The sequence below is a fragment of the Microcoleus sp. B4-D4 genome, from assembly GCF_036705185.1.
Lineage (GTDB): Bacteria > Cyanobacteriota > Cyanobacteriia > Cyanobacteriales > Microcoleaceae > Microcoleus.
On sequence record NZ_JAUBTX010000005.1, the window covers coordinates 92,333 to 119,189 of the forward strand.

The following is a 26,857-nucleotide window of genomic DNA, read 5'->3' on the forward strand; positions in this document are numbered from 1 at the left end:
CAACGTTAGGGCAATTTATAAAGGTTAAACATACCAATAAAAAGGTTCGTAGTGAGGACTTTAGTCCTTCATGAATGCGGACTAAAGTCCTCACTACGAACTTAGGGGAATGGCGATTCTCTGGAGTAGTTGAGAGAATGGGGAACTGCTGTATTTTAATAAGTTCGATCGCGCGCTGCAGTCGCAGAGTACAAAAAATTTCCCTAGATTGCGGGCTGCAAGCTTTTGCAAAAGCTCAATTATGTTGCAACTTCAGCAGAATTAACCGCACTCATAGATTCACAATCGTGTTTAAAGATTATGATAGTTGTGAGACGATATATTAACGGATAACAACAGGAATCCCCTTGATTGCGAGGAAGCAACGTGCAGCCAACAGACCCTAGCAAATTTACCGATGAAGCCTGGGAAGCGATTGTCAAATCCCAGGATGTAGCCCGCCGCTTTGCCAATCAGCAGCTAGAGGTTGAACATTTAGCGATCGCCATTCTCGAACAGCTCGCGACAGCAAACACGATTCTCAGCTTGGCTGGAGTAGATGTAACCCGCTTAGCGCAACAGTTAGAAGCTTTTGCCAAACGACAGCCCAAAGTTACCAACGCTGACCAACTATACCTCGGTCGCGGCTTAGACGTGATGTTAGATGCTGCTGAGTCTGCCAAACAGACTTGGCAAGATAATTTTATCGCCATTGAACATTTATTAATTGGCTTAGTAGAAGATGAACGAGTTGGTAGGCGATTGCTGACTAGGGGCGATGGGCCGCCCGGTCGCCCCGGTTACGATCGCAAATCGGCCCCAGGGACGATCGATCGACCAAAACTCGAAGAAGCAATCAAATCAGTCCGCGCCACCGCTAAAGTCTCAGAAAAAAGTTCCGAAACCGCGAAAGCCGGCCTCCGCAACCCTAAACCCCAAGGAGATAGCGAAGCCAATTCCGACGCCCTCAGCAAATACGGCCGAGATTTGACCGAAGCCGCCAAAGCAGGAAAACTCGATCCAGTAATCGGCCGCGACGAAGAAATTCGCCGCGTCGTCCAAGTTCTTTCGCGCCGTCAAAAAAACAACCCAGTATTAATTGGCGATCCCGGAGTCGGAAAAACTGCGATCGCCGAAGGTTTAGCGCAGAGAATTGTTAACGGCGACGTGCCCGAATCTTTGAAAAACCGCCAGCTATTTAGCCTCGACATGGGCAGTTTAATTGCTGGGGCAAAATTCCGAGGTGAATTTGAAGAACGATTGCGATCTGTCCTGCGAGAAGTTATCGATTCCGACGGGCAAATTGTCCTATTTATTGACGAATTGCACACCGTAGTTGGGACTGGTGGCGGTGGCAGTTCCGGTTCGGGAATGGATGCCGGAAATTTGTTGAAACCGATGTTAGCCAGAGGCGAATTGCGCTGCATCGGCGCTACAACTCTCGATGAATTCCGCAAGAATATTGAAAAAGATCCGGCACTGGAACGCCGCTTTCAACAAGTATTTGTCGGCGAACCGACTGTGGAAGATACGGTTTCAATTTTGCGCGGATTGAAAGACCGCTACGAACGCCACCACGGGGTCAAAATTACCGATTCGGCGCTGGTTGCTGCTGCAACTCTGTCTTTTCGCTATATTTCCGATCGCTTTTTGCCGGATAAGGCGATCGACCTCGTAGATGAAGCGGCCGCCCATTTGAAAATGGAAATTACCTCCAAACCCGTGGAACTGGAAGGGATCGACCGCCGGGTGATGCAGTTGGAAATGGAAAAATTGTCGATTGAAGGCGAGGGAAAAGGTTCTCCAACCCCCACCATCAGCCCCCGGATCGAACGCATCAAAACAGAGATTGACATCTTAAAAGTCAAGCAGGAAAAATTGTCCTCTCAGTGGCTGGGCGAAAAGCAGTTATTGGATGGCATCAATAAATTGAAAGCAGAAGAAGACCAATTGCGAGTGCAAATTGAGCAAGCAGAAAGAGCTTACGATTTGAATAAAGCCGCGCAGTTGAAGTACGGTAAATTGGAGACGGCGGTGCGCGATCGCGAAGCCAAGGAAGCCGAACTTTTGAAACAGCAAGCTCAAGGTTCTTCGCTGCTGCGGGAAAAAGTTACTGAGGGTGACATTGCCGAAATTGTGGCGAAATGGACGGGAATTCCGGTCAACCGATTGTTAGAGTCGGAACGCCAAAAATTGCTGCAATTGGAAAGCCATTTACACAAAAAAGTCATCGGTCAAGAGGAGGCTGTAACGGCGGTTGCTGCGGCGATCCGGCGGGCGCGGGCTGGTATGAAAGATCCCGGTAGACCGATCGGTTCTTTCTTGTTTATGGGCCCCACAGGCGTGGGAAAAACTGAGTTGGCGCGGGCGTTGGCTGAGTTTTTGTTTGACAGCGATGATGCGATCGTCCGCATCGATATGTCGGAATACATGGAGAAGCACAGCGTCTCTCGATTAGTAGGAGCACCCCCCGGATATGTCGGTTACGACGAAGGCGGACAACTTTCCGAAGCTGTGCGGAGACATCCTTATTCGGTAGTGCTGTTTGACGAAGTGGAAAAAGCGCACCCGGATGTATTTAACATTTTGCTGCAAGTGTTGGATGATGGCAGAATTACCGATTCTCAAGGTCGAGTGGTTGACTTTAGAAATACCGTAATTGTGATGACTAGCAATATCGGTAGCGATCACATTTTAGAGGTGTTTGCGAAGAAGGAAAAAACTCCCAAAAAACCTGCTAGTCGCAAGCAGGAAACGAAGGAGGTATCAATTCCCAAGACAGATTATAAAGTTGATGATGATGGTACTGTCGAGGTGTCAGCTCAGCGAGTTGATATTGATAGTGAAGTTAAGACGGGAAGTAAGTCTGAAAGTAAGTCTGAAAACAAGTCTGACAATGAAAAATCCTTGACTCAAGAACGGGAGACAGACGAAGAGTACGAACAAATGTTAAAACGAGTGATGACTGCTTTGCGATCGCACTTCCGGCCCGAATTTCTCAATCGGGTAGACGAGATCATTTTGTTCCACACTTTGAGCAAAATCGAACTGCGGCAAATTGTCACCATCCAAGTTAAGCGGATCGAGCGGTTGTTGGCGGAGCAAAAAATCACTTTGGAACTGTCAGATGCGGCGAAAAACCATATCACAGATGTCGGTTACGATCCAGTTTACGGCGCTCGTCCGCTGAAACGCGCTATCCAGCGGGAGTTGGAAAACCCGCTAGCTAACAAGATTCTGGAAAATGCGTTTGTCGAAGGCGATACAATTGCGATCGACTGCAAAAATAACAGTTTGCAGTTTCGCAAAAAAGACTCTCTCCCCGCGCTAGTAGGTAAAAGTTTGTAGTTACCGAACAGCTAGGAACAGGCTGTCCGGCCTGTTCCACCAAAAATAAATCTTCTTGTTTCCCAGAAAGCCTGGTAGTTTAAAATTATGAAACAACTAACTAGAATCACTCTGAATCCAGAAGTAATGGGAGGAAAACCCTGCATTCGCGGCTTGCGAGTCAGTGTTGGCACGATAGTCGGACTGATGGCATCGGGACACTCACCGTCAAGCATTTTGCAGGCCTATCCCTACCTGGAAGAAGCAGATATATATGAAGCGCTTGCTTATGCAGCCTGGCGAGTTGAAGAAGTAGAGATTCCTCTCAAAATAGCGTGAAAATTTTGATTGATATGAATCTGTCACCTGAATGGACTATCGTATTTACTAAATACGGAATAGAGTATCTTCATTGGTCTACTGTCGGCGATCCTCGTGCCACAGATCGTGTTATTATGGAATGGGCGCGAGTAAATGACTATGCCGTATTCACTCATGATTTAGATTTTGGCGCACTGCTGGCCGCAACCCAAGCTGATGCTCTAGCGTGTCATTCAAGTACGTATTCAAGACGTGCTGCCTGCTAATATAGAGAGTTTGATTGTGGAAGTGTTCCATCAATTTGAGGCACAAATTGAGTCGGGGGCATTCATTTCTGTGGATGAAACGCGCTCTAGGGTGAGAATTTTGCCGATTACACTTCGATAATTATTTATTACCTGTTCCACAAAAATTAATCTGCTTGTGGAACAGGTCAGAAAGCCTGTTATTCAAAATAGTCAAGCCTGCTACTTAATATTACTAATTGCCCATCGTGCGGCTGGTGTAAGCATCCATGCTGTAAGCGGGAACGCGAACGCTGTAATCAATATCTGTTCCAGTCACAGCTTTTGCCAGTTGTTCAAAAGATTCGTTGTTCCAGTTGCGATCGTGGATGGGCTTTGACTGTTCGCCGAGGAAGTATGCTTGAGTGCCAATCACTGAGGCTGCTACCCAACCGACGATTAAAAGGGCGATTACGATAGTCATAGCTGTTTTTCCTTAACTTTTGTTGCGTTATGTAAACAAATGTAACAAACCGTGAATGAGAATGTCAAGGTGGTGTATGTTCGTGGCAACCGTCCAGCAGGTAGTAAATACCACACCTTTGAGGAAACTAAGAGAAGGTGACAGGACTTGACCGGAATTTGCGCGTGTAGGGCCAGCAGCGCCACCAGTATGTAGCGTCTGCTAGCGCGCACCGATGCAGCATCCGCCACCAGACTCGAATTTTATGCTGTATCGGTGCGCGCAGAATTCATGGCATCTTATGATGAAATTTTAGTTAAGAATTTATAATTTTTGCGTTTAAAATTTACGATTAAAACTATGCCACTAGCATGAGGAACTGGGCAAAGATATGAGTTATAATCTATCGGTTTGGATTTGAAACAACAAATCTTAATTACTAAATCTCAATTACCAAATAACCATTACCAATTACCCAGACAAATTATGGCAATTTCAATGTTAAATGACGATCCCTTGTGGTTCAAAGATGCTATCATTTACGAAGTACCAATTCGCGCTTTTGCCGACAGCAATGCAGACGGCATCGGCGACTTTCAAGGACTGACAAAAAAACTCGATTACCTGCAAAACTTGGGAGTAACAGCCATTTGGGTACTGCCATTTTTTCCCTCACCGCTCCGAGACGACGGCTATGATACATCTCACTATACCACCGTCAACCCGATTTACGGCACCTTAGATGACTTTAAAAACCTTTTAGAAGCAGCGCACCAGCGGGGAATTCGTGTCATTATTGAGTTGATTGTCAACCACACTTCCGACCAGCACGAGTGGTTTCAGCGAGCGAGGCGCGCTCCGAAAGGCAGTAACGAAAGAGATTTTTATGTGTGGAGCGACACGCTGGAAAAATATCAAGATGCTCGGATTATTTTTCAAGATTTTGAAACATCTAATTGGGCTTGGGATGCGGTAGCAAAAGCTTATTACTGGCACCGTTTTTATTCCCACCAACCCGATTTGAATTACGACAATCCTGCCGTTCGCCAAGCCATCTTAGATGTGGTAGATTTCTGGTTGGCATTGGGCGTAGACGGATTGCGAATGGATGCTGTACCTTACCTGTACGAGCGCGAGGGTACTAACTGCGAAAACTTGCCAGAAACTCACGCTTTCCTCAAACAGTTGCGCCAGCACGTAGATGAAAAATTCCCGAACCGGATGCTGCTAGCGGAGGCGAATCAGTGGCCGGAAGATGCGGTTGAATATTATTCGGCTGGGGATGAATGTCACATGAACTTTCATTTTCCGTTGATGCCGCGTCTATTTATGGCTTTGCACATGGAAGATAGCTTTCCGATTAGCGACATTCTCCAGCAAACTCCGCAGATTCCTAATAACTGTCAGTGGGCATTGTTTTTGCGGAATCATGATGAATTGACGCTGGAAATGGTGAGCGATGAAGACCGAGATTATATGTATCGGGTTTACGCTCAAGACACTCAGGCGAGAATTAATTTGGGTATCCGCCGCCGATTGGCTCCGCTGATGGGAAATAACCGCCGCCAGATTGAGTTGATGAATGCTTTGTTGCTGTCTCTTCCTGGTACGCCGGTGCTTTATTACGGCGATGAAATTGGCATGGGTGATAATATCTATTTGGGCGATCGCAACGGGGTGAGAACTCCGATGCAGTGGAGTAGCGATCGCAATGCCGGTTTCAGCCGCGCTAACCCGCAGCGACTGTACGCGCCGCCAATTGTTGACCCTGAATATCACTACGAATCTGTTAATGTGGAAGCGCAGCGGGGGAATCCCAGTTCTCTGTGGTGGTGGATGAAACGCTTGATTGCTGTGCGCCAGCGCTTCCAAGCATTCGGTCGCGGAACTTGCGAGTTTCTGTACCCAGAAAACCGCAAAGTTTTAGCTTTTGTTCGCACCTATCAAGACGAACACATCCTGGTAATAACCAATTTATCCCGCTTCGTCCAGACGGCAGAATTAGACCTTTCGCCGTTTAAAGGTGCTGTTCCAGTAGAGATTTTCGGCCGGACTGAGTTTCCGCCAGTTGGCGAATCGCCTTATTTTTTGAGCTTGAGCCCTCACACGTTTTACTGGTTTACTCTTACTGTCAAGCAAGAGGATTTTTCGGTGAACGGTTTGAATACAGATTTGCCGAGTTTGGCGATCGTCGGTACTTGGGAAACTGCTTTTTCTCCTAAAAGTCAGCTCAACAATATGTTGATCTCTCTTTTGCCGAATTACTTGCAATCCAATCGCTGGTTTAGCGGTGCAGACAGGATAATTCAATCATTAGAAATCAATGAAATTGTACCTGTTGGATATAAAAATAGTGCCGGGGAGCAATCTACGGTTTACATTCTGTTTTTGCATTTGAATTATACCGAAGGTATGGCGGAAACTTACGTTTTGCCTTTAGGTTGGGAAGAACTCAAAAACGAGCCGGACGATCGACCGACGATCGCGGGCCTGCAATTCCCAGAAACCAAGGAAGTCGGAGTGCTATTTGATGCTGCGGGGGATAAAGGTTTTCTGAGCGAGCTGCTGGGGGCGATCGCCACCAATGCCAGTTACCAAGGTACAGCGGGCGAACTCGTAGGAATTGCCGACAATTTCTTGAACTCAGAACAAGATTTATCGCAACTAGAACCGTACCTGTTCAAAAAAGAACAAAGCAATACATCGGCCGGTTACGGCGATCGGTTAGTCCTGAAAATCTTGCGAAAATTCGAGGAAGGAATCAACCCAGAATTAGAAATCGGACGCTTTTTAACCAATAGCCAGTCGCTCGAAAACTACGCTCCCATTGCCGGAGAATTGGAATATCGCACAGCCGGTCAAAAACCAGTTACAGTCGGAATACTGCAAAAACTAATCCCCGACAGCAGGGATGCTTTGTCTTATACATTAGACTCGCTGCGCGACTATTTCGAGCAAGTAATGGCAGTAGAAGCAAAGTATGCAGGCGATATTTTATCTACTTCCCCCGAAGATTATTTACCCAGCGCTTTGACCGCACAAATGCGACAGTCAAGCTCGCTACTAGCCGATTTATCCCTAGAAGTACCCGCATTAGCTCGCGAACTAATCGGCTCTTACTTCGCATCAGCAGAACTTTTAGGTCAGCGGACAGCCGAACTCCACCTCGCTTTAGCTTCGGACACAGAAAATCCCGCTTTTGCTCCAGAAAATTTCACCTCATTTTACCAGCGTTCCATCTATCAATACATGAGAAATCTGGCAGGAAGAACTTTGCTGCTGTTGAAAAAGCGGCTGTCTAAACTGCCGCCAGAAACGCAAAAGTTGGGACAAACTCTTCTCAACCGCGAAGACTTGCTGATGGAACGTTTCAAGTCTATTTTGAACTTGAGAATCACCGCCGACAGAATTCGCTGTCACGGAGACTTTCATTTCGGACAAGTTCTGTATACAGGGAAAGACTTCGTAATTATTGATTTTGAAGGAGAACGTAATCGACCGTTAAGCGAGCGGCGGATGAAGAGGTCGCCTTTGCGAGATGTTGCCGGAATGCTGCAATCTTTCAATTACGCCGTTACTATGGCGCTGCAGAACGAAGTAGAAAGTGGGATGATCCGCCCTGAAAACTTACCTGAAATGCAGCAGTGGGCGAATGTTTGGCACCGCTGGGTTAGCCTGACTTTTCTCAAGAGCTATTTGTCAACAGCAGCGGATGCAAGTTTCTTGCCAAAATCTGTACCGGAATTGGAAGTTTTGCTGAATGCTTACATCTTAGAAAAAGCGGTTTCTGAGTTGTCAGATGAACTCCAGTACCGCTTGGATTTGGCAGAAATTCCGCTCCAGCGAGTTCTGCAATTGCTTCAGGTCGAGCGTCAGTCCTAGCTGATTTTTAAGTATTAATAAAAGGTGCGCGCAGCGCGCACCTTTTATTAACTAAATCTGCTTTGATAACGATTTTATCGGCGAATAGAATTCGTGACTATACAAACAAAGTCCGCGCAACGCGAGACTCAAGAATCAAGAACTTTGCATTACTTAAAATAAAGAGCTGCTTGATACAAAACTTGTTCTTGATGCGTTAACAAAGTACAATCAGAAAGTGGGTAAGCTACACAGGTAACAGCGTAGCCAGCTTGCGATTCTGACGGCTTCAAAAACTTTTGTTCGCTTTGGTCGATTTCACCACTGAGCAGTTTAGCAACGCAAGCAGAACACTCTCCTTGCTTGCATCCATTGGGCAAGCGGATGCCGGCATCTTCTGCTATATCTAAGATATACTGGTCGTCTGGTACGGCGATCGTGCGATCGAGGGCGAGAGCTTCATTCACCAGCCGAACTTGATAAATTGCCATTTCCACCTCTGATATTATTTCCGAGTTTAAGAAGGAGGCGGTTGAAACCGCTTCTTATCAAACGAAGTCCGCGCAACGCGATACTGAAGAATAATTGATATTAGCGGAATTATCGGCTGCTAGACAAGTGCTTGTTGATATTCTAGATGTTCATCTAGATAAATAGCGCGAATATCCTCCGGCAGATTTGATTCTAAAGTTTGATATCCTTTTTGGAGCAAAGCCTTGACTTGAGCGGGCGAAATTGCTTCACCTTCTGCTTGCAAATAAGCTGCGATTCGTGTTTCGCTCCAGCGGAAAGTCTGAGCCATCAACACGACTAAACGCGGCAGCGGGGCCAACAATTCTAAGGCTTGTTTGACGTAACACCAGAGGGGAGGCGGAGCGGATTGCAAGGAGTAGTGAATCGACTCTACAGGTGGCAATTCGGCTTGATTGATGCAGATAGCGGTGACATTAATCAGCCAGTTTTGGAGGCTGAGATTTTCGCCATCAGACTCTGGGATTTCGTGGCGCAAATCTAGGCCTCGGAGCTCGTGATAGATGTGCAGCCAGGTGTGGGCGAACAGGTAATCACCTTGTACGGGCGATCGCACGGAATGGCGGATCAGGGAGTGGACAATTTGAGCGTAGCGGCAAAAAATTGCCGTGAAGAAGCGACCTTGATCGGGATGGTTTTGAAACAAAGTCAATAATTCGCGATCGCTGTGGTGGAACAGGGATTTAACCACAGGATGGTTTAGTTCGGAAAAAACAGGTGTTTGCACAATTGTTCTGGAAAGGTTGTAGGAATAAATGCTGGTGCAGCATGATTCTACACTAGGATCTACAGTTCATGCAACTGCTTAAAACTTGTTGATATTTACGTCAATTTAATTATATAATAGAGTTGTAGGCGATGCTGCATCAATCTAAATTGATACATATAAACTATATGTATCCAGCGCACATCAAAAGATAATTTATTGTTTCAAGGGTAAGATTCTTGTATGTCTAGCATTAATACTGGTATCGAATGGTGCGATCGCACATGGAATCCCACAACTGGCTGCGATAAAGTCAGTCCCGGCTGCACTCATTGTTATGCAGAAGCCTTAACAAAGCGTTTCCATACTAATTTCCCTAATGGGTTTACTTTTCAAGAACACCCCAAGCGTTTGAACGAACCTAGAGGTTGGCGAAAGCCAAGTCGTATCTTTGTCAATTCAATGAGCGATTTGTTCCATGAAGATATTTCTCTTGATTTTTTGAAACAAGTCTTTGATGTAATGCGTGAAACTCCTCATCACATTTATCAAATCCTTACCAAGCGAGATAAACGTTTAGTAGAGTTAGCGCCTCAACTTGAATGGTCTGATAATATTTGGATGGGCGTGTCTGTTGAAAATCAAAACTACGTTAACAGGATTGACTGTTTGCGACAAGTACCTGCAAAAGTCAGATTCCTATCGTGCGAACCACTTTTAGGTGCTTTGGAGCTTGATTTAAAAGGCATTCATTGGGTAATAGTTGGGGGAGAATCGGGGGTAAAACACCGTCCGATGCAGGTAGAATGGGCGCAAAGTATTAGGGATCAGTGTCAGGAGGCTGGAGTCGCGTTTTTCTTCAAGCAATGGGGAGGTAGAACACCTAAAGCTGCTGGCAGACTTCTCGATGATAAAATTTGGGATGAGATGCCAAAAGCTGAGAATAAACAGAGACAAAAATTGCTTAGATGATCGAAGATGAATAAATGCTAGTAACAGAGGAGCAATTATTACAACTAAAATTTAATAATCATATTATTCTACTATCTTTAACAAACTATTTAGTGTGTAAGGCTTTTTGGAACCAGGTTTTTGTATCTCTAACATCCCTTCTTGATACAGTGAACCTAGAATATCGTTGTAATACTGAGTTCTTTTTAAACAACCCAAATCATTCAATTTTAAAATAATATGAGTAATTACATCTTCAAAAGATTTCCATTCTGATTTGAATTCACGCAAAATTTGGATAGATTGTGTTTTAATTATAGCGATGCGTCTTTTCTGTTCTGCTTCCCATTCTTTATCAAGAAATTTTTCAATTCCTTGATAATTATCTTGAAAAAATAAGAGTTTATCTTCGTCACAAACAAAATCGTTCAGAAAAGAACCAAATGCTTTTTCTGGATGATTGCTGCCAACTACAATACTGTATTGAGGTCTGACATCATTATAAGTCTCCTTAATTTCAAAGCTAGTTACACCTCTAAAACCGCCTTCTTTTCTCATTCTTTCTTTGAAGTATTCCAGCGCCCACCTTTCAAATTTTTGAGGCTCACTTTTTAGTTCCAGCCACTTTGGTTTCCAATCTATATCAGAATTAACACCTAGAAGTTTTGTCAAATTTTTTATATAAGTCTCGGCAGTTTGTTGTTCTTTAGAATTAGCATAGGTAGTTTTGTACTGCCCAGCATTACGAGCTACGTGTATATTGTGAAAAAGTAAAAACAGTTCGCCCTTATACTGGCTGACATAGTTTCCTATTTCGCATATATTATCGAAACTCATTCCTTTAACAGCAAAGGTATCAAGAAAAAATAATGTAGGATAGTTTTGCAAGTCTTTCATTAGCTCAGGCAAAGCAACTTCAAATGTTTGTGGATTATAGATTTTATATGACAATTTTTCTGCTAAACGTTCACAATGCTCATGAAGCTTTCTATTGAAATTACGATTAGATTCTATAAATAAACATCTTAAGTTTACACGATTTTCTTGCCTGAAGAGTTTCGCACATTTGAGAGCTATTAATGGTGAACCATCAGTATTTTCAAATTCATGTTTATATTTCGACCAAAAATTTGAATTATTTACAAAGTCTTCAATTCCTATTCCTTCTGTATATTTTCCTACTCCTGCGAACCCATCGACATAATTTAGATGCTCTGATTGATAAGCTTTTTGACCACCAAGATTGTAACAAAAACACTGAATATACCTTAGCATTATCCGATGCTTAGATGCTGACCATAACCGTTTTCGAGTAAAGTAATTTTCTGACTCATTTGAATTTTGTGGAAATAGAGGTAGAGATAGTTGATCGCCTTCCATTTTTTACACCAGTGCTATTATAAATTGTATTTGTAATTTATTTTCTAAATAGAGCGTAGCATAAAAAAGAAATCTGTTTACATTAAAAAATGTAATCCTATTTTAATTTTCCCTGCAACCACCATAACCGCCGCCGCCCGGAGTTTCAATTACAAACACATCCCCCGATCGCATTTCCACACTCGCCGTACTTCCCAACTCCTCAACATTTCCATCAAATCTCTCCACATAATTCCGCCCAACTTTCCCCGCCTCACCCCCATGCAAACCGCAGGGAGAAATCACCCGCCGCCCCGATAAAATTCCCGCCGTCATCGCCTCCAAAAACCGCACTCGCCGCACCACTCCATTACCCCCGCGATGACATCCATTCCCGCCGCTATTAGCCCGGATTGCAAAACTTTCTAACAACACCGGAAACCGCCATTCTAATACTTCTGGATCGGTTAAACGCGAATTAGTCATGTGAGTTTGCACCGCATCAGTACCGTCAAAACTTGCACCAGCACCCGAACCGCCACAAATTGTTTCATAATATTGATAGCTGTTATTTCCAAAGGTGAAATTATTCATAGTGCCCTGGGAAGATGCGATCGCCCCCAGCGCACAATACAAAGCATCCGTAATATTCTGCGACGTTTCCACATTTCCCGCCACCACCGCCGCCGGATAGCGCGGATTCAGCATACAGCCTGCCGGATTGATGATTTCCAGAGGTTTCAAACAGCCCGCATTTAGAGGAATATCGTCATCTACCAAGGTGCGAAAAACGTACAACACAGCCGCTTTACACACCGCAGCCGGAGCATTAAAATTGTTAAATTGCTGAGAAGATGTGCCAGTAAAATCTATTTTTGCACTGCGCGCCGACTTGTTAATTGTAATAGCTACCTTAATCTGTCCGCCACTATCCATCGGATAAGTAAACTCGCCATCTTGCAAAACATCTATTACGCGCCGCACCGATTCTTCAGCATTATTTTGCACGAAGCCCATATAAGCTTGTACCATTTCTAAGCCGTAACATTCTACCATCTCGATCAGTTCTGCTACACCGCGATTGTTTGCAGCAACTTGCGCTTGCAAATCCGCGATATTTTGTGCGACATTGCGAACAGGAAAATCTCCATTTGTGAGAATGTCCAGTAATTCTGGTTCGCGAAATTTGCCCTCGCTTACTAGCTGAAAATTGTCCAGTAATACGCCTTCTTCAGTTACAATTTTACTATTCGGAGGCATGGAACCGGGAGTGATGCCGCCGATGTCGGCGTGGTGTCCCCGCGAGGCTACATAAAACAAAGGAAGAGAGGAAGAATTATCAAATACGGGAGTAATTGCGGTGATATCTGGTAAATGCGTGCCGCCGTTGTAGGGATTGTTAGAAACATAAACATCTCCAGGTTTAATTGTATGAATTTGTGCTAAAATCAAAGCTTCTACGCTTTCGCTCATCGAACCTAAATGCACGGGAATGTGCGGCGCGTTGGCAACTAATTGCCCGTTTTTGTCGAATATTGCACAGGAAAAGTCGAGGCGTTCTTTGATGTTGACTGAGGAACTTGTATTTTGTAATGTAACGCCCATTTGTTCGGCGATCGCCCGAAATAAGTTATTAAAAATTTCCAGCAAAACAGGATCGGCTCCAACCGCAGATAAACGCGAATTAACGCGGATGCGATCTGCGTCTATCTCCGTCGATCTGCGGTTCAAAATTAAATCATTATTTTCGGTGATGGTCGCTTCCCATCCAGGCTCTATAATATTAGTTCCAGTTGCTTCTACGATCGTAGCCGGCCCGCTAATGCAGTCGCCCGATCGCAAATCGTCCCTCCGATAAACAGGCGTTTCCCGCCACTCACCAGCAACATACATTTGCACGGTAGAGATTGGCTGCTGGGCGATCGATTCCGCGTCACGATAATTAGCAACTATCGATTCATCCGGCACATTCATGGTTTCTACAACTTCCACCGAAACCGCTTCCACAATCAGCGATTTTTCCGGCATAATAAAACTGTATCGCTGTCGGTGCAAGATTTCAAACTCAGCCTGCATCTCCTCAAGATTTCCAGCAGAATTTACCATCAAAACCGAATCACTTCCCTGATATTTAAGATGCAGCTTCCTCACAACCAAAACCTCAGACTCTCCCTCAGCGCCCTCTGCACCTCTGCGGTTCAATTCCCTCTTTCCCTCCGCCTCCAATTGCGCTAAAACATCCTGTAAATCACCAATTAATTCATTAGTTAATAATTCCTCGATCGCCCTTTCGCGAATAGCCCGCACATCCGCCAAACCCATACCGTAGGCGGATAACACCCCCGCATAAGGGTGAATGAACACCCGTTTGACGCCCAAACTATCGGCGATCGCACAAGCGTGTTGGCCGCCCGCGCCGCCGAAACAGCACAATGTATACTCCGAAACATCATAACCGCGCTGAAGCGAGATTTTTTTCACCGCATTAGCCATCTTTTCCACGGCGATCGCCAAAAAACCCTCAGCCACCTGTTCCGGTGTCCTCTCGCCCCCAATTTGACCCGATAACTGCACAAATTTTTGCTTGACTACTTCAGTGGCGATCGGCAAATCTCCATTCAATCCAAACACTTTCGGGAAAAAATCCGGTTGAATTTTCCCCAACATCACATTACAATCAGTCACAGTCAAAGGGCCACCTTTGCGATAGCAAGCAGGGCCTGGATTAGCGCCCGCAGACTCCGGCCCGACGCGGTAGCGCGCCCCGTCAAAAAACACAACGGAACCGCCACCGGCTGCTACAGTATGAATTGCCATCACGGGCGATCGCAATCTCACCCCAGCAATTTCTGTCTCAAATTCCCGTTCGTATTCGCCGTTAAAATGGGCGACATCTGTCGAAGTTCCGCCCATATCAAAGGTAATAATTTTATCGAAACCAGCCTTTTTACTGGTTTGAACTGCACCGACTATTCCCCCAGCCGGGCCGGATAAAATACTGTTTTTGCCTTGAAATTGTGCCGCGTCCACTAAGCCGCCATTCGATTGCATAAACATTAATTTGGGGCATTGGGCATTGGGCATTGGGCATTGGGCATTGGGCATTAATAATCCCTCGTTCCCGGAATCTGCCTCGATTAACTGACTGATTACTTGTTCGACGTATCGACGTAAAATCGGAGATAAATAAGCATCGACAACCGCAGTATCTCCCCGCGAAACCAGTTTCATCAGCGGGCTAACTTCGTGAGATACTGAAATTTGAGAAAAGCCAATTTCTTTCGCTATTTTAGCAACTTGTTTTTCGTGTTCCGAGTAGCGGTAGCCGTGCATGAATACGATCGCACAACTGCGAATTCCCTCATCGTAGGCTTGCTGCAAAGACGGGATAAAATCGGGATTGACAGCCATTAATTCCTCACCTGTAGCGCTGTAGCGTTCGGCAACTTCGATCGCGCGATCGTACAACATTTCTGGTAAAATAATGTGGCGGGCAAAAATATTCGGGCGGTTTTGATAGCCAATTCTCAGCGCATCGCCGAAACCTTTAGTAATTAACAGAATTGTGCGATCGCCCTTACGTTCCAGCAAAGCATTTGTCGCCACCGTCGTACCCATTTTAATCGCTGCAATCTCCCCCGCCGGGATCGATTCCCCCGCCCCAATCCCCAAAATATCGCGAATTCCTTGCACTGCTGCGTCGGTATAGCGATCGGGATTTTCCGACAGCAGCTTGTGAATTACGAGCTTACCATCGGGCTTTTGGGCTACTATATCGGTAAAAGTGCCACCGCGATCGATCCAGAATTGCCAGGAAGTGCGATCGTAAAAAACATTCATATCTTCTTCTCCCATCTTCTTCTTTCTTCCTTCGCGCCCTTCGCGTCTTCGCGGTTCGTTAAAATAAAATTATAGATACCCAATAGCCTCAACCAAACCCCGACAAACACCAGCAAGAAAATCCAAATCCAAAGTCTCAATCTTATCACTCGGTTGATGATAATGCGGATTCCGCATATTAGCCGTATCCGTCACCATAATAGCCGGATAACCATTATCCCAAAAAGGAGCGTGATCGCTGCGGCGAGTATCCGGCACAATTAAACCTCGATTCGGCACCGGCAACCACTCGCAAGGCTGACCAGATTTGCGAATATTCCCGCTCAAAGTAATCATATCGCGAACAGTCCGCAAGTTCCCAATTAAAGCAATAAAATTGCCAATATTCGGATAAAAATATTTCAGTCCCGCCGGATAGCTTTGAGAGTTGGGTTTGTTGTTGCAATAACCCAACATTTCCAAAGCAATCATCAACCGAATCTGCTGTTTTTTTTTTTAAGTTAGCAGCATGATGGCTGCTTCCCCAACAACCGTATTCTTCCATATCGAAAGCAACTAATTGTACTGGATATTTTAGCGGTTGAAGTGCGATCGCCCTTGCGAGTTCCAGCAAAACAGCCACCCCAGTAGCATTATCATCAGCCCCAGGCGTACCGGGTACAGAATCGTAATGAGCACCAATTACGATCGGCAAATTTTCTTGCTTCCCCCCCTTAGCAAGGGGCGATCCTTCTTGCTTCCCCCCCTTACCAAGGGGGGGACTGAGGGGGGGTAAATCCAAGATAAAATTGTGATGAATTCGCCCGCGCACTGCAAAATCGTCGATTTCTACAGTACCCCACTGTCGCAACTGTTCGCGGATGTATTGCTGAGCATAAAAATGCCCTTCGGATGCGAGGTATGGGTTGCGATCGCGTACAATTTGAATTAGGTGGCCCTGCAGACGTTCTTTGAGATCCATGCGATCGCAGATACAATGAGTACACTCAGATTATATGGGATTGAATTATGATTGGAGAAGTCAGAATCGAAAATTATAAGTCCATTCAAAAGCTGAAGCTAGAATTAGGACGAGTAACTGTATTGATTGGTGAAAATGGCTGCGGCAAGAGTAATATCCTAGAGGCGATCGCCCTGGCTTCGGCGGCGGCTGATGATAAGCTGGATAACGAGTTTTTAGCATCTAGGGGCATCAGAGTTACAGAACCTCAATTTATGCGATCGGCTTTTGAAATTGACAATTTGATTAAAGATATCAAAATTGAGTTAAGAGGGAATGAGGTACAACCATTCAGTTGTATTTTACAAAATGATAATTCTCCCTATTCTAAGTGGGTTAGTAAAAATTTTTTGGGTGATATTGAAACTTTTCTAAAAACTGCTGTTAAGAGTGTTATTGACAAATACGGTGGGGCAGAAAAACTCCGATCTATATTAGAAGAAAAAAGGGATTTTTCAGAACCAGAACTATCAAGATTGACCAAAGAGTTGCAAGCATTCTCGCTGATAATTTCCCTCAATATTTTTATAATTTATTCTCCTGAAAACCAAGCCTTAAGAACTTTTGAAAAAGAAGGTCAAATTCAACCATTAGGCATTAATGGAGAAGGTTTGTTTAAACTTTTAAAATTTTTGAGTTCAGATAACCCAGAGCAGCTTAATGAAATAAAGAAAAAACTGCAATTGATAGATTGGTTTCAAGATTTTGAAGCTCCTCCAAATTTATCAAATATTCAAAGCTCTCTCCAAATTAAAGATAGATATTTAGATCCAGATTTAGCTTACTTCGATCAAAGAAGTTCCAATGAAGGGTTTTTGTTTTTGCTTTTTTACTTTGCTTTATTTATTACCGATATCACACCTAATTTTTTTGCAATAGATAACATTGACGCTTCTCTCAACCCCAGATTGTGCCGCAGATTAATCCAAGAATTAGTCGAATTAGCAAAAAAACACGACAAACAAGTTATATTCACAACCCACAACCCGGCAGTTTTGGACGGTTTAGATTTAGATGATGATCAACAGCGGCTGTTTGTGATCTACCGCAATCAATTAGGACATACTAAAGCCAGACGCATTCTCAAACCTGAACCTCTCGAAGGACAGGAACCTGTCAAACTATCCGAGGCTTTTTTGAGAGGCTATATCGGCGGACTTCCTAAAAATTTTTAATATGATTAGTTTTGGATTGGTTACAGAGGGACTTACTGACCAGATTGTTATTGAGAATATTTTAGCTGGATATTTCGATAGTTCGGATTTAGATGTCAAACCACTTCAACCAGAAAGAGATAAAGACAATCAGAATAAATCTCAATACGGCGGTTGGACTCTAGTTTTTGATTATTGCAAGTCAAAAGATTTTCGAGAATCATTTCAATTTATTGACTATATCATTATTCAAATAGATACTGATGTTTCAGAAGATTATAATATCGCTCATCAAGATGAAAATGGTGAGTTTATTCCTCAGCAGTTGATTGCAAAAGTTATTGAGAAATTTAGAGGCGCGATAGGTGAGGATTTTTACAGCCAAAATCAACAGAAGATAGTGTTTGCAATCTCTGTACATTCTCTTGAGTGTTGGTTGCTCCCACTGTATTATACAGATAAGAAGAAAAAAGCTAAATCCAAAAACTGTCTCGATACGTTAAATCAGGCACTTTCCAAGAAACATGATTTTACAATTGACGCTAAAAATCCTGATTATTATCGAGAGATTTCCAAACAATATGTCAAGCATACAGTTTTGATGAAGCATTACGAAGATAATCCTAGTTTAAAAAGTTTTATAGAAGAGATTCAAGGTAGAAATATTCAAATTTTTGAAGAGGATGACTGGTAACTATCCAGATTTTTATGTCGTATAATAGAGACAAAAATTAGGAGATTAGTATGCAAGTATACAAACTTAGAGGTAAAATAGATGAGGCTGGGAATTTAGTAGTTTTGGAATCCCTGGATATGCCGCCCGGAGATGTGGAAATCATCGTTTGGCCGGTGGCTGATGCTGTTAAACTGGCTAGCGAGTCGAAAAGTGCGATACCTGAGACACCTCAGACGAAGTTTAAAACGAAGGTGAAAGCATTTCAAGCTTTGTTTGAGAATACTCAGCCTGTCCCGCCTGACTTCGATGCAGACGAAGCTAGATGGGAAGCTTTGAAGGAGAAACATAACTTGTGAAAGTCCTCATAAACACCAATGATTCAAGACTTAACGAATTATCCCCATAGCAGTTTTCAATTTTCTGAAATAGAGGACACGGCAGTGCCATTTCCCTACCTGAAAACGGCTATAAATTTCTCTGAAATACAGGACACGGCAGTGCCGTTTCCCTACCTGAAAACGGCTATAAATTTCCCAAATCTCTAAATTTCTGACTCCAATTCTGTAGCCCGCACTTGCACGGGAAATTCAACTTTCTTGAACTCTGACGACTCTAATAATTGCACTTTATCCTCACAATTAGCTTCACCCTTCCGCACTTTTCCCAATTTTTCCGCCAAAGTATCCCGCTGGTTGATTAAATAAATACTCACCAAAGTCAGCCCTACCCCCATAGATTGCAGCGAATTCAACACCTCGCCCAAGAACAAATTGCCGAACAGCAAAGCAAAAATTGGGGTAAGAAACGTCAGAGAACTTAAACTCGTCAAACTGCCGCTAGAAGCAAAATAAAAGAATAAACCGTAGGCGATCGCACTTCCGAACACGGTAGAATAACCTAGCGCCATCCAACCCGAAAAATCGATATTCACAAACTGCTCAGACTCAGTTGCAGCCGAAATCGCCAACAGCGGCAAACCGCCCAAAATCATGTGCCAGCCCGTCGCCACCACCGGGTCAACATAGCGGCAAACCCAGCGCACCAAAACCGTACCCACAGCCATCGACAAAGCCGCCAACAGCATCAACCATTCCCCACCCTCAAAGAACTGTTCCATACCCCCAGAAACCTGCGTGCCTTCGGGAGAAAACAGCCCCAAAATCCAGCCATCGGGCAACCCAATCAAACTGATGCCGATAACGCCAATCACCAATCCCAACCAGCCCCAAAAACCAATTTTTTCTTGAAACAACCACAAACACAAAATCGCCACAGCTAGCGGTTGAGAATCAATCATCACCGAACCCAAACCCGCACCGGTTTTCGCCAAACCTTCGGCTAAAAAGCCTTGAAACAAAGTACCGTCAACTAAAGCAAACAGCGAAATCCACAGCCAAGCTTTCCAACCCGCAGGCTGTGCCTTTCCCATCAGCGCCGCCGCCAACAGCACTAACACGCCTGCAGGTACTAAACGCACAAATGCCACAAATAGCGGTGTCGTGTGCGGCATGACTCCTTTCATCGCTACCATCGCGGTTCCCCACAGGAAAAACGGCGCGATTAGCAACAGCGGCGCAAAGGGCAGTTTAGAATCGGTAATTTTTAGCTGCATGGCGGGGGCTCCAAATAATTGATGAGAGTGGCTCTCAGAAAAATAATGTAGATTTGTTAAGCAATTTTTACAATTATATATCGAAGGTGGGTTAAGTGTGATCGACTGATCGGCAAGAAACCCAGTTTTTTCACCCAGATATTCGCTTCAAACCCTGAATCTCTGCAAAAAACCCGGTTTCTTCAGTCTCATCGAGTAGCCTTCTTCCCTCTTCCCTCTGACAACAGCCAACAGCCAACTGCCAACTGCCAACTGCCAACTGCCAACTGCCTTCAGATGAGTCACACTAGAAGTTAGCTACAAAATTTCCTACATTGCCTGTAAACTGCCCATGATTTGGCCATTCAAGCCCCGCTACCGCAAACAAATCGCCCGTATCGAAGTCACCGGAGCCATCGCCGGAGAAACCCGCAAACGAGTTCTAGAAGCGCTCAAAACCGTTGAAGAGCGCAAATTTCCCGCCTTGCTGCTGCGGATAGACAGCCCTGGAGGGACAGTCGGCGATTCCCAGGAAATTTACAGCGCGCTCAAGCGTTTGCAAGAAAAAATCAAAATAGTCGCCAGTTTCGGCAATATTTCAGCTTCTGGCGGAGTCTATATCGGCATGGGATCTCACCATATCGTTGCCAATCCCGGTACAATTACCGGCAGCATCGGCGTGATTATCCGGGGTAACAATCTAGAAAAGCTGCTAGAAAAAGTCGGCGTTTCTTTTGAGGTGATTAAATCGGGGCCGTATAAAGATATCTTGGCATTCGATCGACAATTGACCGAGCCAGAACAGCAAATTCTGCAAGACTTGATCGACACCACCTACCAGCAATTCGTCGAAACCGTCGCAGAAGCCCGGAAACTCCCAGTTGAAAAAGTCAAAACCTTTGCCGACGGTCGCATTTTTAGCGGTCAGCAAGCCTTAGAATTGGGTGTGGTCGATCGACTCGGAACCGAAGAGGACGCTCGCCGCTGGACAGCCGAACTCGCAGGCCTCGACCCGGAAAAAACCGAGTGCTGCACGCTAGAAAAAGCTAAACCTTTCCTAAATCGGGTCTTGGGGAGTAGTCTGGATACATCCGGGCTTTCAGCTTACAAAAACTTGCTGGAATTCGAGCTTTCGACTAGCGGTTTACCGCTGTGGCTGTATCGCCCGTGATTTAATAGTCAGTTGGCAGTTGGCAGTTGCTAATTGGCAGTTGCTAATTGGCAGTTGGCAGTTGGCAGTTGGCAGTTGGTAATTGGCAGTTGGTAATTGGCAATTGGTAATTTGTAATTGCAACTCACAACTACCAACTACCAACTAACAACTCACAACTCACAACTACCAACTCACAACTCACAACTCACAACTCACAACTACCAACTCACAACTACCAACTAACAACTAACAACTAACAACTAACAACTGACAACTGACAACTAGCAACTACCAACTGACAAAAAAATGGAGAATATTTGCGTGGAATGGCAAGTGCGGGCGATTCGCGGGGCAACAACTGCTAGCGAGAATTCGGTGGAAGCAATTCGAGAATCGGTGAGAGAACTTTTAGATGAATTAGAAACAAGAAATAATTTAGATCCGCAATTAATAATTAGTGCTACGTTTTCTGTCACCCGCGATTTAGATGCTATCTTTCCGGCCGCGATCGCCCGCGAACGTCCCCGCTGGTGCAATGTTCCTTTGTTGGATGTCCAACAAATGCACGTTAAGGGTTCTTTAGAACGCTGCATCCGCTTTTTAATTCACATCAATTGGCCGGCACATACCGAAATTTATCATCCTTATTTGCGCGGAGCTCAAAATTTGCGCCCCGATTGGAATTTAGCTGTGGCGGTGGCTGGGGAAAAATAGACAGCTCTTTCGGATCTTTGGGGAAAAATGTATATTTGGCTGCAGGGTAATTGGTAATTGGCGATCGATTCGGAACCTATTACCCATTACCAGACATTAGATTAACCGATCGCCAAAATATCGGGAGAGCCGTTTGATTTACTAATAAATTGCAAAAAAAACCGGCTTCTCGAAGAAACCGGGTTTTTATTAATCAGTGGCTTTCTTGTGATGCAGCCTAATCCCTAAAAAGATGTCATATATAAAACTCCAAAAGTCCTTTTTCCCTTCCAATATTCCCAAACTTTGAGGAGAACCCTTCTCATCCAACAGCGGCTTTACAGCCTCGTAAGCCGGCTTGTAATTGTACCAAGGAATTGAAGGCCACAAATGATGGATCAGGTGATAATTCTGCCCCAAAATTAAGATATTCAGAATCGGACTCGGATATACTCTGGCATTTTTCCAGCGATCGCGCTCGTGAAACGGACGGTGCGGCAAATAATCAAAAAATAACCCCAAGGCTAAGCCCACCACCAAAGCAGGAGAAAACCAAAAATTCAGCACGTAACCTAAATGGTCGTATTGAATGGAGATACAAACCACTCCAATTACAAACAAACGGCTAAAAAACCATTCCCAAAGTTCGTATTTCCGCCACAGTTTGCGCTTAAAGAAGAAAATCTCGTGGTAAAAAAACCTCGCAGCAATTAACCACAAAGGCCCGCCAGTAGAAACATAATGGTCTGGATCGTTTTCTGGGTCATTAACGTGGGCGTGATGCTGCATATGTACCCGCGTAAACACCGGGAAAGCAAAGCCCAACATCAGCGCGCTACCGTGTCCCAAAATAGCGTTAATTGTGCGATCGCGGTGCGCCGCATTGTGAGACGCATCGTGAATCACCGTTCCAGCCATGTGTAACGCCAGCACGTTCAGCAAAAAACAACACCAATCCGGCCATTCCCCGTACCAGTAACCCACAAAGGAAATCGCGATCGTCGCTAATGCACTCACAAACAACAGCAGCGTCGGATTCAAGTCACCGGGAGGACTCAGAAACTCTTTCGGCACTGTCAGCGGCCGTCCTGCCTCCGACATCTTTGTTAACACTCCTTAATATTTCACCCTTGCGTAGTATAAGATACAAGTCTCCCTATAGTAAAGTTTGGTAAAAAAACTGAATCTAATGTATCGCCCACTAAGTTTAGAGATGTCTCTGGACTCAAACTCTTAGGTGCGCGGGACAATCCCAAATATCCAATCCCAAATTAAAATTGTTTTACCCGCAAGCTGACCAACTTTTCGAGACGGGATATTTAAAATTTCGCCCGATCGCAAATTCGATCGCCACAATGGTAGAGTTTTTGTATTATAGGCATCTTGACCCCGCCCAAAAACGGATACAAGTTTCCCACAAAACTCGCCAGCAGCCCCAAATTTTAGACTAAGAGTTCAGATCCCAGATTCATCTGCAGACTAAATCTCAAATCTAAAACTTGTAAGCCAAAGTCGAAGAATCTCAAATCTTAAATCGACCGACTGTCTTTCCACCCGCCTCCCCAGAACACCGCTGATGCAATTGCCAAAAGCCCTACGCCGAACTAAAATTGTCGCCACCATTGGCCCTGCCACATCCCAACCACAAGTGCTGCGAAACCTCATAGAAGCTGGTGCTACAACTTTGCGACTCAACTTTTCCCACGGAACAGAAGAAGACCACCAGCGCAGCATTCGCTTAATCCGGCAAACTTCCTTTGAACTCAACCAGCCGGTCGCCATCCTCCAAGACCTCCAAGGCCCTAAAATTCGTTTAGGGCGCTTTGAAACAGGCTCTATAGTTGTCAAAAACGGCGATTCCTTCATTTTGACCAGCCGCCCGGTGGTCGGCACAGAACTCATTTCTTCCGTCACCTACGAGCCCCTAGCTTCCGAAGTCCCAGAAGGAGCGCTGATTTTGCTAGACGACGGGAAAGTAGAAATGCGCGTCGAAAAAGTAGACCGCGGCGGGGGAGAACTGTTCTGTCGCGTCGTCGTTGGCGGGCCGCTTTCCAACAACAAAGGCGTAAATTTTCCGGGAGTTTACCTGTCAATCAAAGCCCTGACTGACAAAGACCGCAAAGATTTAATGTTCGGCCTCGACCAAGGTGTCGATTGGGTGGCTTTGAGCTTCGTGCGGAATCCCCAGGATATGCTGGAAATTAAAGAACTGATTGCCAGTGCGGGCAAGCAAGTACCGGTGATTGCTAAGATCGAAAAGCACGAGGCGATCGAACAAATGGAAGAAATTCTCGCCCTTTGCAACGGCGTGATGGTCGCCCGGGGCGATTTGGGAGTAGAACTTCCCGCCGAAGACGTGCCGATTTTGCAAAAGCGGCTGATTGCGACTTCCAACCGCATGGGCATTCCGGTGATTACCGCGACCCAGATGCTCGACAGCATGGTCAACAATCCCCGTCCTACCCGCGCCGAGATTTCCGACGTGGCTAACGCGATTCTCGACGGAACTGATGCGGTAATGCTCTCCAATGAAACCGCTGTCGGCAATTTTCCTGTCGAAGCGGTGGCGACGATGGCGAGAATTGCCATCCGCATCGAAAGGGAAGAAATTAAGCGCAATATTAGAAATGTAGAAGATGTCGGTCGATCGATCCCCAACGGCATCAGCCAAGCAGTTAGCCAAATCTCCGAACAGCTAAACGCCGCGGCGATTATGACACTGACCAAAACCGGCTCTACAGCCCGCAATGTCTCCAAATTCCGACCGAAAACTCCAATTTTGGCAGTTACTCCCCACGTAGACGTAGCCCGACAACTGCAATTAGTCTGGGGAGTCAAACCCCTGTTGGTGCTAGATTTGCCCTCCACAGGCCAGACATTTCAATCTGCGATAACTGTCGCCCAAGAAAAAGAATTATTGTCCGACGGAGATTTAGTGGTGATGACCGCCGGTACTCTGCAAGGGGTTGCCGGATCGACGGATTTGATCAAAGTTGAAGTAGTGACAGCAGTTTTAGGCAAAGGCACCGGTGTCGGTTTGGGATCGGTAAGCGGGATGGCCAGGGTGGCTCGCACTGCTGCAGATGTATCGAATTTCCGCGCTGGAGACATTTTGGTAGTGGAGCACACTAGCGCCGATTTTGTGGAGATGATTCGCAAAGCAGCAGGTGTGGTGACGGAAGAGGACAGTTTGACTTCTCACGCTGCAATTATCGGCTTGCGCTTGGGCGTGCCGGTGATGGTGGGCGTGGAGAATGCGATGCGGATAATTCGGGACGGCACTATGCTGACGCTGGATATGCAGCGGGGTTTGGTTTATTCCGGAGCCAGAGCCGGCTCAACTGACGGGGAACTGGTTGTTTGACAAGTTCTGAGTTAGGAGTTGTAGAGTGTTGAAGAAAATTCTACAACTCATTGCTTTTTTCTGGAATTTGTGCTATGATTCTAAATTGTCTGTGCCGATGTAGCTCAGTGGTAGAGTAACCGATTCGTAATCGGTCGGTCGCGGGTTCAAATCCCGCCATCGGCTTTGGGTTTGAGCTGTTTTTGCGAAAACGAAGCCATTAAATTTATATCAAATCCTCTCTTCATCGGAATAGTAAATTTACTGTTGACTGTTAACTGTTGACTGTTAACTGTTAACTGTTAACATCACCAGGAGTGCAGCCGGAATTGATATTAACTATTAATTAGGTTTGTAGTGAGGAATGCAAGTCCTGATTGATTAATTAACGAAGAGAGAAGAAAGAACAGGCATTCCGAAGGATCGAACGGTTAATTAGGTTTGTAGTCCAGACTTTAGTCGTGATTAATTGATTTTATTTTGGAGGGCGAGGGACGCGAGAACTCAGCGGGCTGAGGATTTGATTCAGGGCGCGCAATTGTTCCGCAGTGCCCAAACAAATTAGCATATCTCCTCCTTCGATCGCAGTTTCTCCAGTTGGCCCCACAATCAAATGGCCGTCAGCCCGCCGCACTGCTAAAACTAAGGCCCCGGATTGCGATCGCAACTTGGCATTTCTTAAAGTTTCTCCGACGTACATACAACTATTCGGATCTACCAGAAATTCTTCCATGTAAAAAGAATTTTCGGTTCCCGTCAAAACCCCATCTAAAAAATCCATAACTTGAGGGCGCAAAGCCGCCGCCGCCATGCGTTTGCCGCCCGTAATGTAGGGGGATACAACCACATCCGCGCCGCCCCGCTGCAACTTCTTTACGGCTTCTTCTGTCGTGGCGCGGGCGATCGCCCGTACCTTCGGATTCAGAGTTTTCGCCGACAGCACAGTGTATAAATTCTCGGCATCCGAAGGCAAAGCTGCTACTATGCAAATTGCGCGATCGATCCCCACATTCAGCAAAGTTTCATCGAGTGTCGCGTCTCCCTGCACGCCCTTGTACCCCAGCGCCAAAGCAGCCTCAATCGACTTTATCGCCGAATCTACCACCACAAAAGGGATATTTTCTGCCTCAAATTCCAAAGCAATCTGCCGGCCCGTGCGCCCAAAACCGCAGAGAATATAATGCCCGATTAAAGAATCTACCAAACGCCGCTGCTGCCTAATTCTTGCTCCTTCTTGAAAATAGCCTTGAATGAGCGCTTCTGTAAAGCGGTTAACGATATAACCAATCACCATCACACCCATCAAAATCAGGCACATGGTAAACATTCGCGCGCGGCTACCGAGGGGGTGTATTTCGCCATAGCCGACAGTTGCTAAAGTAAATACAGTCATATAAGCTGCATCCAGCAGTGACCATTTTTCCACTTGCCAATACCAGAGAGTACCCGTGCAAAAAACGCCACCAAGGGCGATCGCGCCGCCCGTTAACTCTTTTTCCAGATGCTGATACTTTTGCTCTAGAGTTGAATACACCTATCGCCCTGACCTATTACTGATTAGCTGCTACCAAATTTAAGCATATCAATACTTACATAAAAATCAGGTTTATTTGAGTAATTTTTTCCTCTCAACTCTTCAATTTTAACTCGATTGACTGACAGAGTTTTAACCATTGTCATTACTC

23 protein-coding genes and 1 tRNA gene are annotated in these 26,857 nt (G+C 45.2%); 13 read left to right on the top strand and 11 right to left on the bottom strand.

Annotation, left to right across the window (positions count from 1 at the left end):
- Positions 1 to 366 precede the first annotated feature (366 nt).
- The 3 genes from QUB13_RS06360 (at position 367) to QUB13_RS06370 (ending at position 3,893) form a co-directional block, all read left to right on the top strand.
- Positions 367 to 3,327 carry an ATP-dependent Clp protease ATP-binding subunit gene (locus QUB13_RS06360; RefSeq protein ID WP_333379741.1) on the top strand — a complete coding sequence of 987 codons (2,961 nt, stop codon included), beginning with the start codon at positions 367 to 369 and terminating at the stop codon, positions 3,325 to 3,327.
- Positions 3,328 to 3,414: 87 nt separating this feature from the next.
- A complete protein-coding gene (locus QUB13_RS06365) occupies positions 3,415 to 3,645 on the top strand; it encodes a DUF433 domain-containing protein (protein ID WP_333379742.1) in 231 nt (76 codons plus the stop codon).
- Complete coding sequence (locus QUB13_RS06370; RefSeq protein ID WP_333379743.1) at positions 3,642 to 3,893, top strand: DUF5615 family PIN-like protein; 252 nt, start codon at positions 3,642 to 3,644, stop codon at positions 3,891 to 3,893. Before QUB13_RS06365 ends, QUB13_RS06370 begins: the two co-directional genes overlap by 4 nt.
- A gap of 214 nt (positions 3,894 to 4,107) precedes the next feature.
- On the opposite strand, the gene QUB13_RS06375 is transcribed toward QUB13_RS06370, so the two are convergent.
- Entirely contained in the window at positions 4,108 to 4,335 is a 228-nt protein-coding gene (locus QUB13_RS06375) for a photosystem II protein, Psb35-related (RefSeq protein ID WP_333379744.1), read from the bottom strand.
- A 477-nt stretch (positions 4,336 to 4,812) separates the two neighbouring features.
- Between QUB13_RS06375 and treS the strand changes: the two genes are divergently transcribed.
- The gene (gene treS, locus QUB13_RS06380) at positions 4,813 to 8,196 is read left to right on the top strand and encodes a maltose alpha-D-glucosyltransferase (protein WP_333379745.1); all 3,384 of its coding nucleotides are present in this window, start codon (positions 4,813 to 4,815) and stop codon (positions 8,194 to 8,196) included.
- A 149-nt stretch (positions 8,197 to 8,345) separates the two neighbouring features.
- Here the strand turns inward: treS and QUB13_RS06385 are convergent, their stop codons facing one another.
- Both QUB13_RS06385 and QUB13_RS06390 read right to left on the bottom strand, forming a co-directional pair.
- Entirely contained in the window at positions 8,346 to 8,666 is a 321-nt protein-coding gene (locus tag QUB13_RS06385; RefSeq protein ID WP_333090556.1) for a 2Fe-2S iron-sulfur cluster-binding protein, read from the bottom strand.
- Between the two features lie 119 nt (positions 8,667 to 8,785).
- Positions 8,786 to 9,433, bottom strand: a complete 648-nt coding sequence (locus tag QUB13_RS06390) for an RNA polymerase sigma factor (protein WP_333379746.1) — start codon at positions 9,431 to 9,433, stop codon at positions 8,786 to 8,788.
- Positions 9,434 to 9,655: 222 nt separating this feature from the next.
- On the opposite strand from QUB13_RS06390, the gene QUB13_RS06395 reads away from it, so the two are divergent.
- Positions 9,656 to 10,384: a DUF5131 family protein gene (locus QUB13_RS06395; protein WP_333379747.1), complete on the top strand. Its 729-nt coding sequence runs from the start codon at positions 9,656 to 9,658 to the stop codon at positions 10,382 to 10,384.
- A gap of 63 nt (positions 10,385 to 10,447) precedes the next feature.
- On the opposite strand, the gene tcmP is transcribed toward QUB13_RS06395, so the two are convergent.
- The 4 genes from tcmP to QUB13_RS06415 form a co-directional block, all read right to left on the bottom strand.
- Positions 10,448 to 11,743 (bottom strand): three-Cys-motif partner protein TcmP, encoded by a 1,296-nt coding sequence (gene tcmP / locus QUB13_RS06400; RefSeq protein ID WP_333114860.1) that lies wholly within the window; start codon positions 11,741 to 11,743, stop codon positions 10,448 to 10,450.
- A gap of 102 nt (positions 11,744 to 11,845) precedes the next feature.
- Positions 11,846 to 15,562: a hydantoinase B/oxoprolinase family protein gene (locus tag QUB13_RS06405; RefSeq protein WP_333379841.1), complete on the bottom strand. Its 3,717-nt coding sequence runs from the start codon at positions 15,560 to 15,562 to the stop codon at positions 11,846 to 11,848.
- A gap of 69 nt (positions 15,563 to 15,631) precedes the next feature.
- Positions 15,632 to 15,760: a hypothetical protein gene (locus QUB13_RS06410; protein WP_333379842.1), complete on the bottom strand. Its 129-nt coding sequence runs from the start codon at positions 15,758 to 15,760 to the stop codon at positions 15,632 to 15,634.
- Positions 15,761 to 15,776: 16 nt separating this feature from the next.
- Positions 15,777 to 16,523, bottom strand: coding sequence for a M20/M25/M40 family metallo-hydrolase (locus tag QUB13_RS06415; RefSeq protein WP_333379748.1), 747 nt, complete (start codon positions 16,521 to 16,523; stop codon positions 15,777 to 15,779).
- 47 nt (positions 16,524 to 16,570) lie between these two features.
- On the opposite strand from QUB13_RS06415, the gene QUB13_RS06420 reads away from it, so the two are divergent.
- From QUB13_RS06420 to QUB13_RS06430, 3 genes are read left to right on the top strand one after another with little or no spacing between them, the layout of a single operon-like run.
- Positions 16,571 to 17,737, top strand: a complete 1,167-nt coding sequence (locus tag QUB13_RS06420) for an AAA family ATPase (RefSeq protein ID WP_333379749.1) — start codon at positions 16,571 to 16,573, stop codon at positions 17,735 to 17,737.
- Position 17,738: 1 nt separating this feature from the next.
- Positions 17,739 to 18,410 (top strand): phage tail protein, encoded by a 672-nt coding sequence (locus QUB13_RS06425; protein WP_333379750.1) that lies wholly within the window; start codon positions 17,739 to 17,741, stop codon positions 18,408 to 18,410.
- 50 nt (positions 18,411 to 18,460) lie between these two features.
- On the top strand, positions 18,461 to 18,748 hold the full coding sequence (locus QUB13_RS06430; RefSeq protein ID WP_333379751.1) for a hypothetical protein: 288 nt from the start codon (positions 18,461 to 18,463) through the stop codon (positions 18,746 to 18,748).
- 185 nt (positions 18,749 to 18,933) lie between these two features.
- On the opposite strand, the gene QUB13_RS06435 is transcribed toward QUB13_RS06430, so the two are convergent.
- Both QUB13_RS06435 and QUB13_RS06440 read right to left on the bottom strand, forming a co-directional pair.
- On the bottom strand, positions 18,934 to 20,004 hold the full coding sequence (locus QUB13_RS06435) for a DMT family transporter (RefSeq protein ID WP_333379752.1): 1,071 nt from the start codon (positions 20,002 to 20,004) through the stop codon (positions 18,934 to 18,936).
- A 147-nt stretch (positions 20,005 to 20,151) separates the two neighbouring features.
- On the bottom strand, positions 20,152 to 20,289 hold the full coding sequence (locus QUB13_RS06440) for a hypothetical protein (protein WP_333379753.1): 138 nt from the start codon (positions 20,287 to 20,289) through the stop codon (positions 20,152 to 20,154).
- Between the two features lie 46 nt (positions 20,290 to 20,335).
- Between QUB13_RS06440 and sppA the strand changes: the two genes are divergently transcribed.
- Positions 20,336 to 21,154: a signal peptide peptidase SppA gene (gene sppA, locus QUB13_RS06445; protein ID WP_333379754.1), complete on the top strand. Its 819-nt coding sequence runs from the start codon at positions 20,336 to 20,338 to the stop codon at positions 21,152 to 21,154.
- Positions 21,155 to 21,442: 288 nt separating this feature from the next.
- Positions 21,443 to 21,850, top strand: coding sequence for a chorismate mutase (gene aroH, locus QUB13_RS06450; RefSeq protein WP_333379755.1), 408 nt, complete (start codon positions 21,443 to 21,445; stop codon positions 21,848 to 21,850).
- A 189-nt stretch (positions 21,851 to 22,039) separates the two neighbouring features.
- Here aroH and crtR read toward each other — a convergent pair whose 3' ends face one another.
- Positions 22,040 to 22,930, bottom strand: a complete 891-nt coding sequence (gene crtR, locus QUB13_RS06455) for a beta-carotene hydroxylase (protein WP_194010554.1) — start codon at positions 22,928 to 22,930, stop codon at positions 22,040 to 22,042.
- Positions 22,931 to 23,106: 176 nt separating this feature from the next.
- Between crtR and QUB13_RS06460 the strand changes: the two genes are divergently transcribed.
- The 3 genes from QUB13_RS06460 to QUB13_RS06470 all read left to right on the top strand — a co-directional run bounded on the left by QUB13_RS06460 (position 23,107) and on the right by QUB13_RS06470 (position 25,358).
- On the top strand, positions 23,107 to 23,280 hold the full coding sequence (locus tag QUB13_RS06460) for a hypothetical protein (RefSeq protein WP_194010543.1): 174 nt from the start codon (positions 23,107 to 23,109) through the stop codon (positions 23,278 to 23,280).
- Positions 23,281 to 23,405: 125 nt separating this feature from the next.
- Entirely contained in the window at positions 23,406 to 25,193 is a 1,788-nt protein-coding gene (gene pyk / locus QUB13_RS06465; RefSeq protein WP_333379756.1) for a pyruvate kinase, read from the top strand.
- Between the two features lie 93 nt (positions 25,194 to 25,286).
- Positions 25,287 to 25,358: transfer RNA gene (locus tag QUB13_RS06470), tRNA-Thr, on the top strand.
- A 289-nt stretch (positions 25,359 to 25,647) separates the two neighbouring features.
- Here the strand turns inward: QUB13_RS06470 and QUB13_RS06475 are convergent.
- A complete protein-coding gene (locus tag QUB13_RS06475; protein WP_333379757.1) occupies positions 25,648 to 26,706 on the bottom strand; it encodes a potassium channel family protein in 1,059 nt (352 codons plus the stop codon).
- Positions 26,707 to 26,857 lie beyond the last annotated feature (151 nt).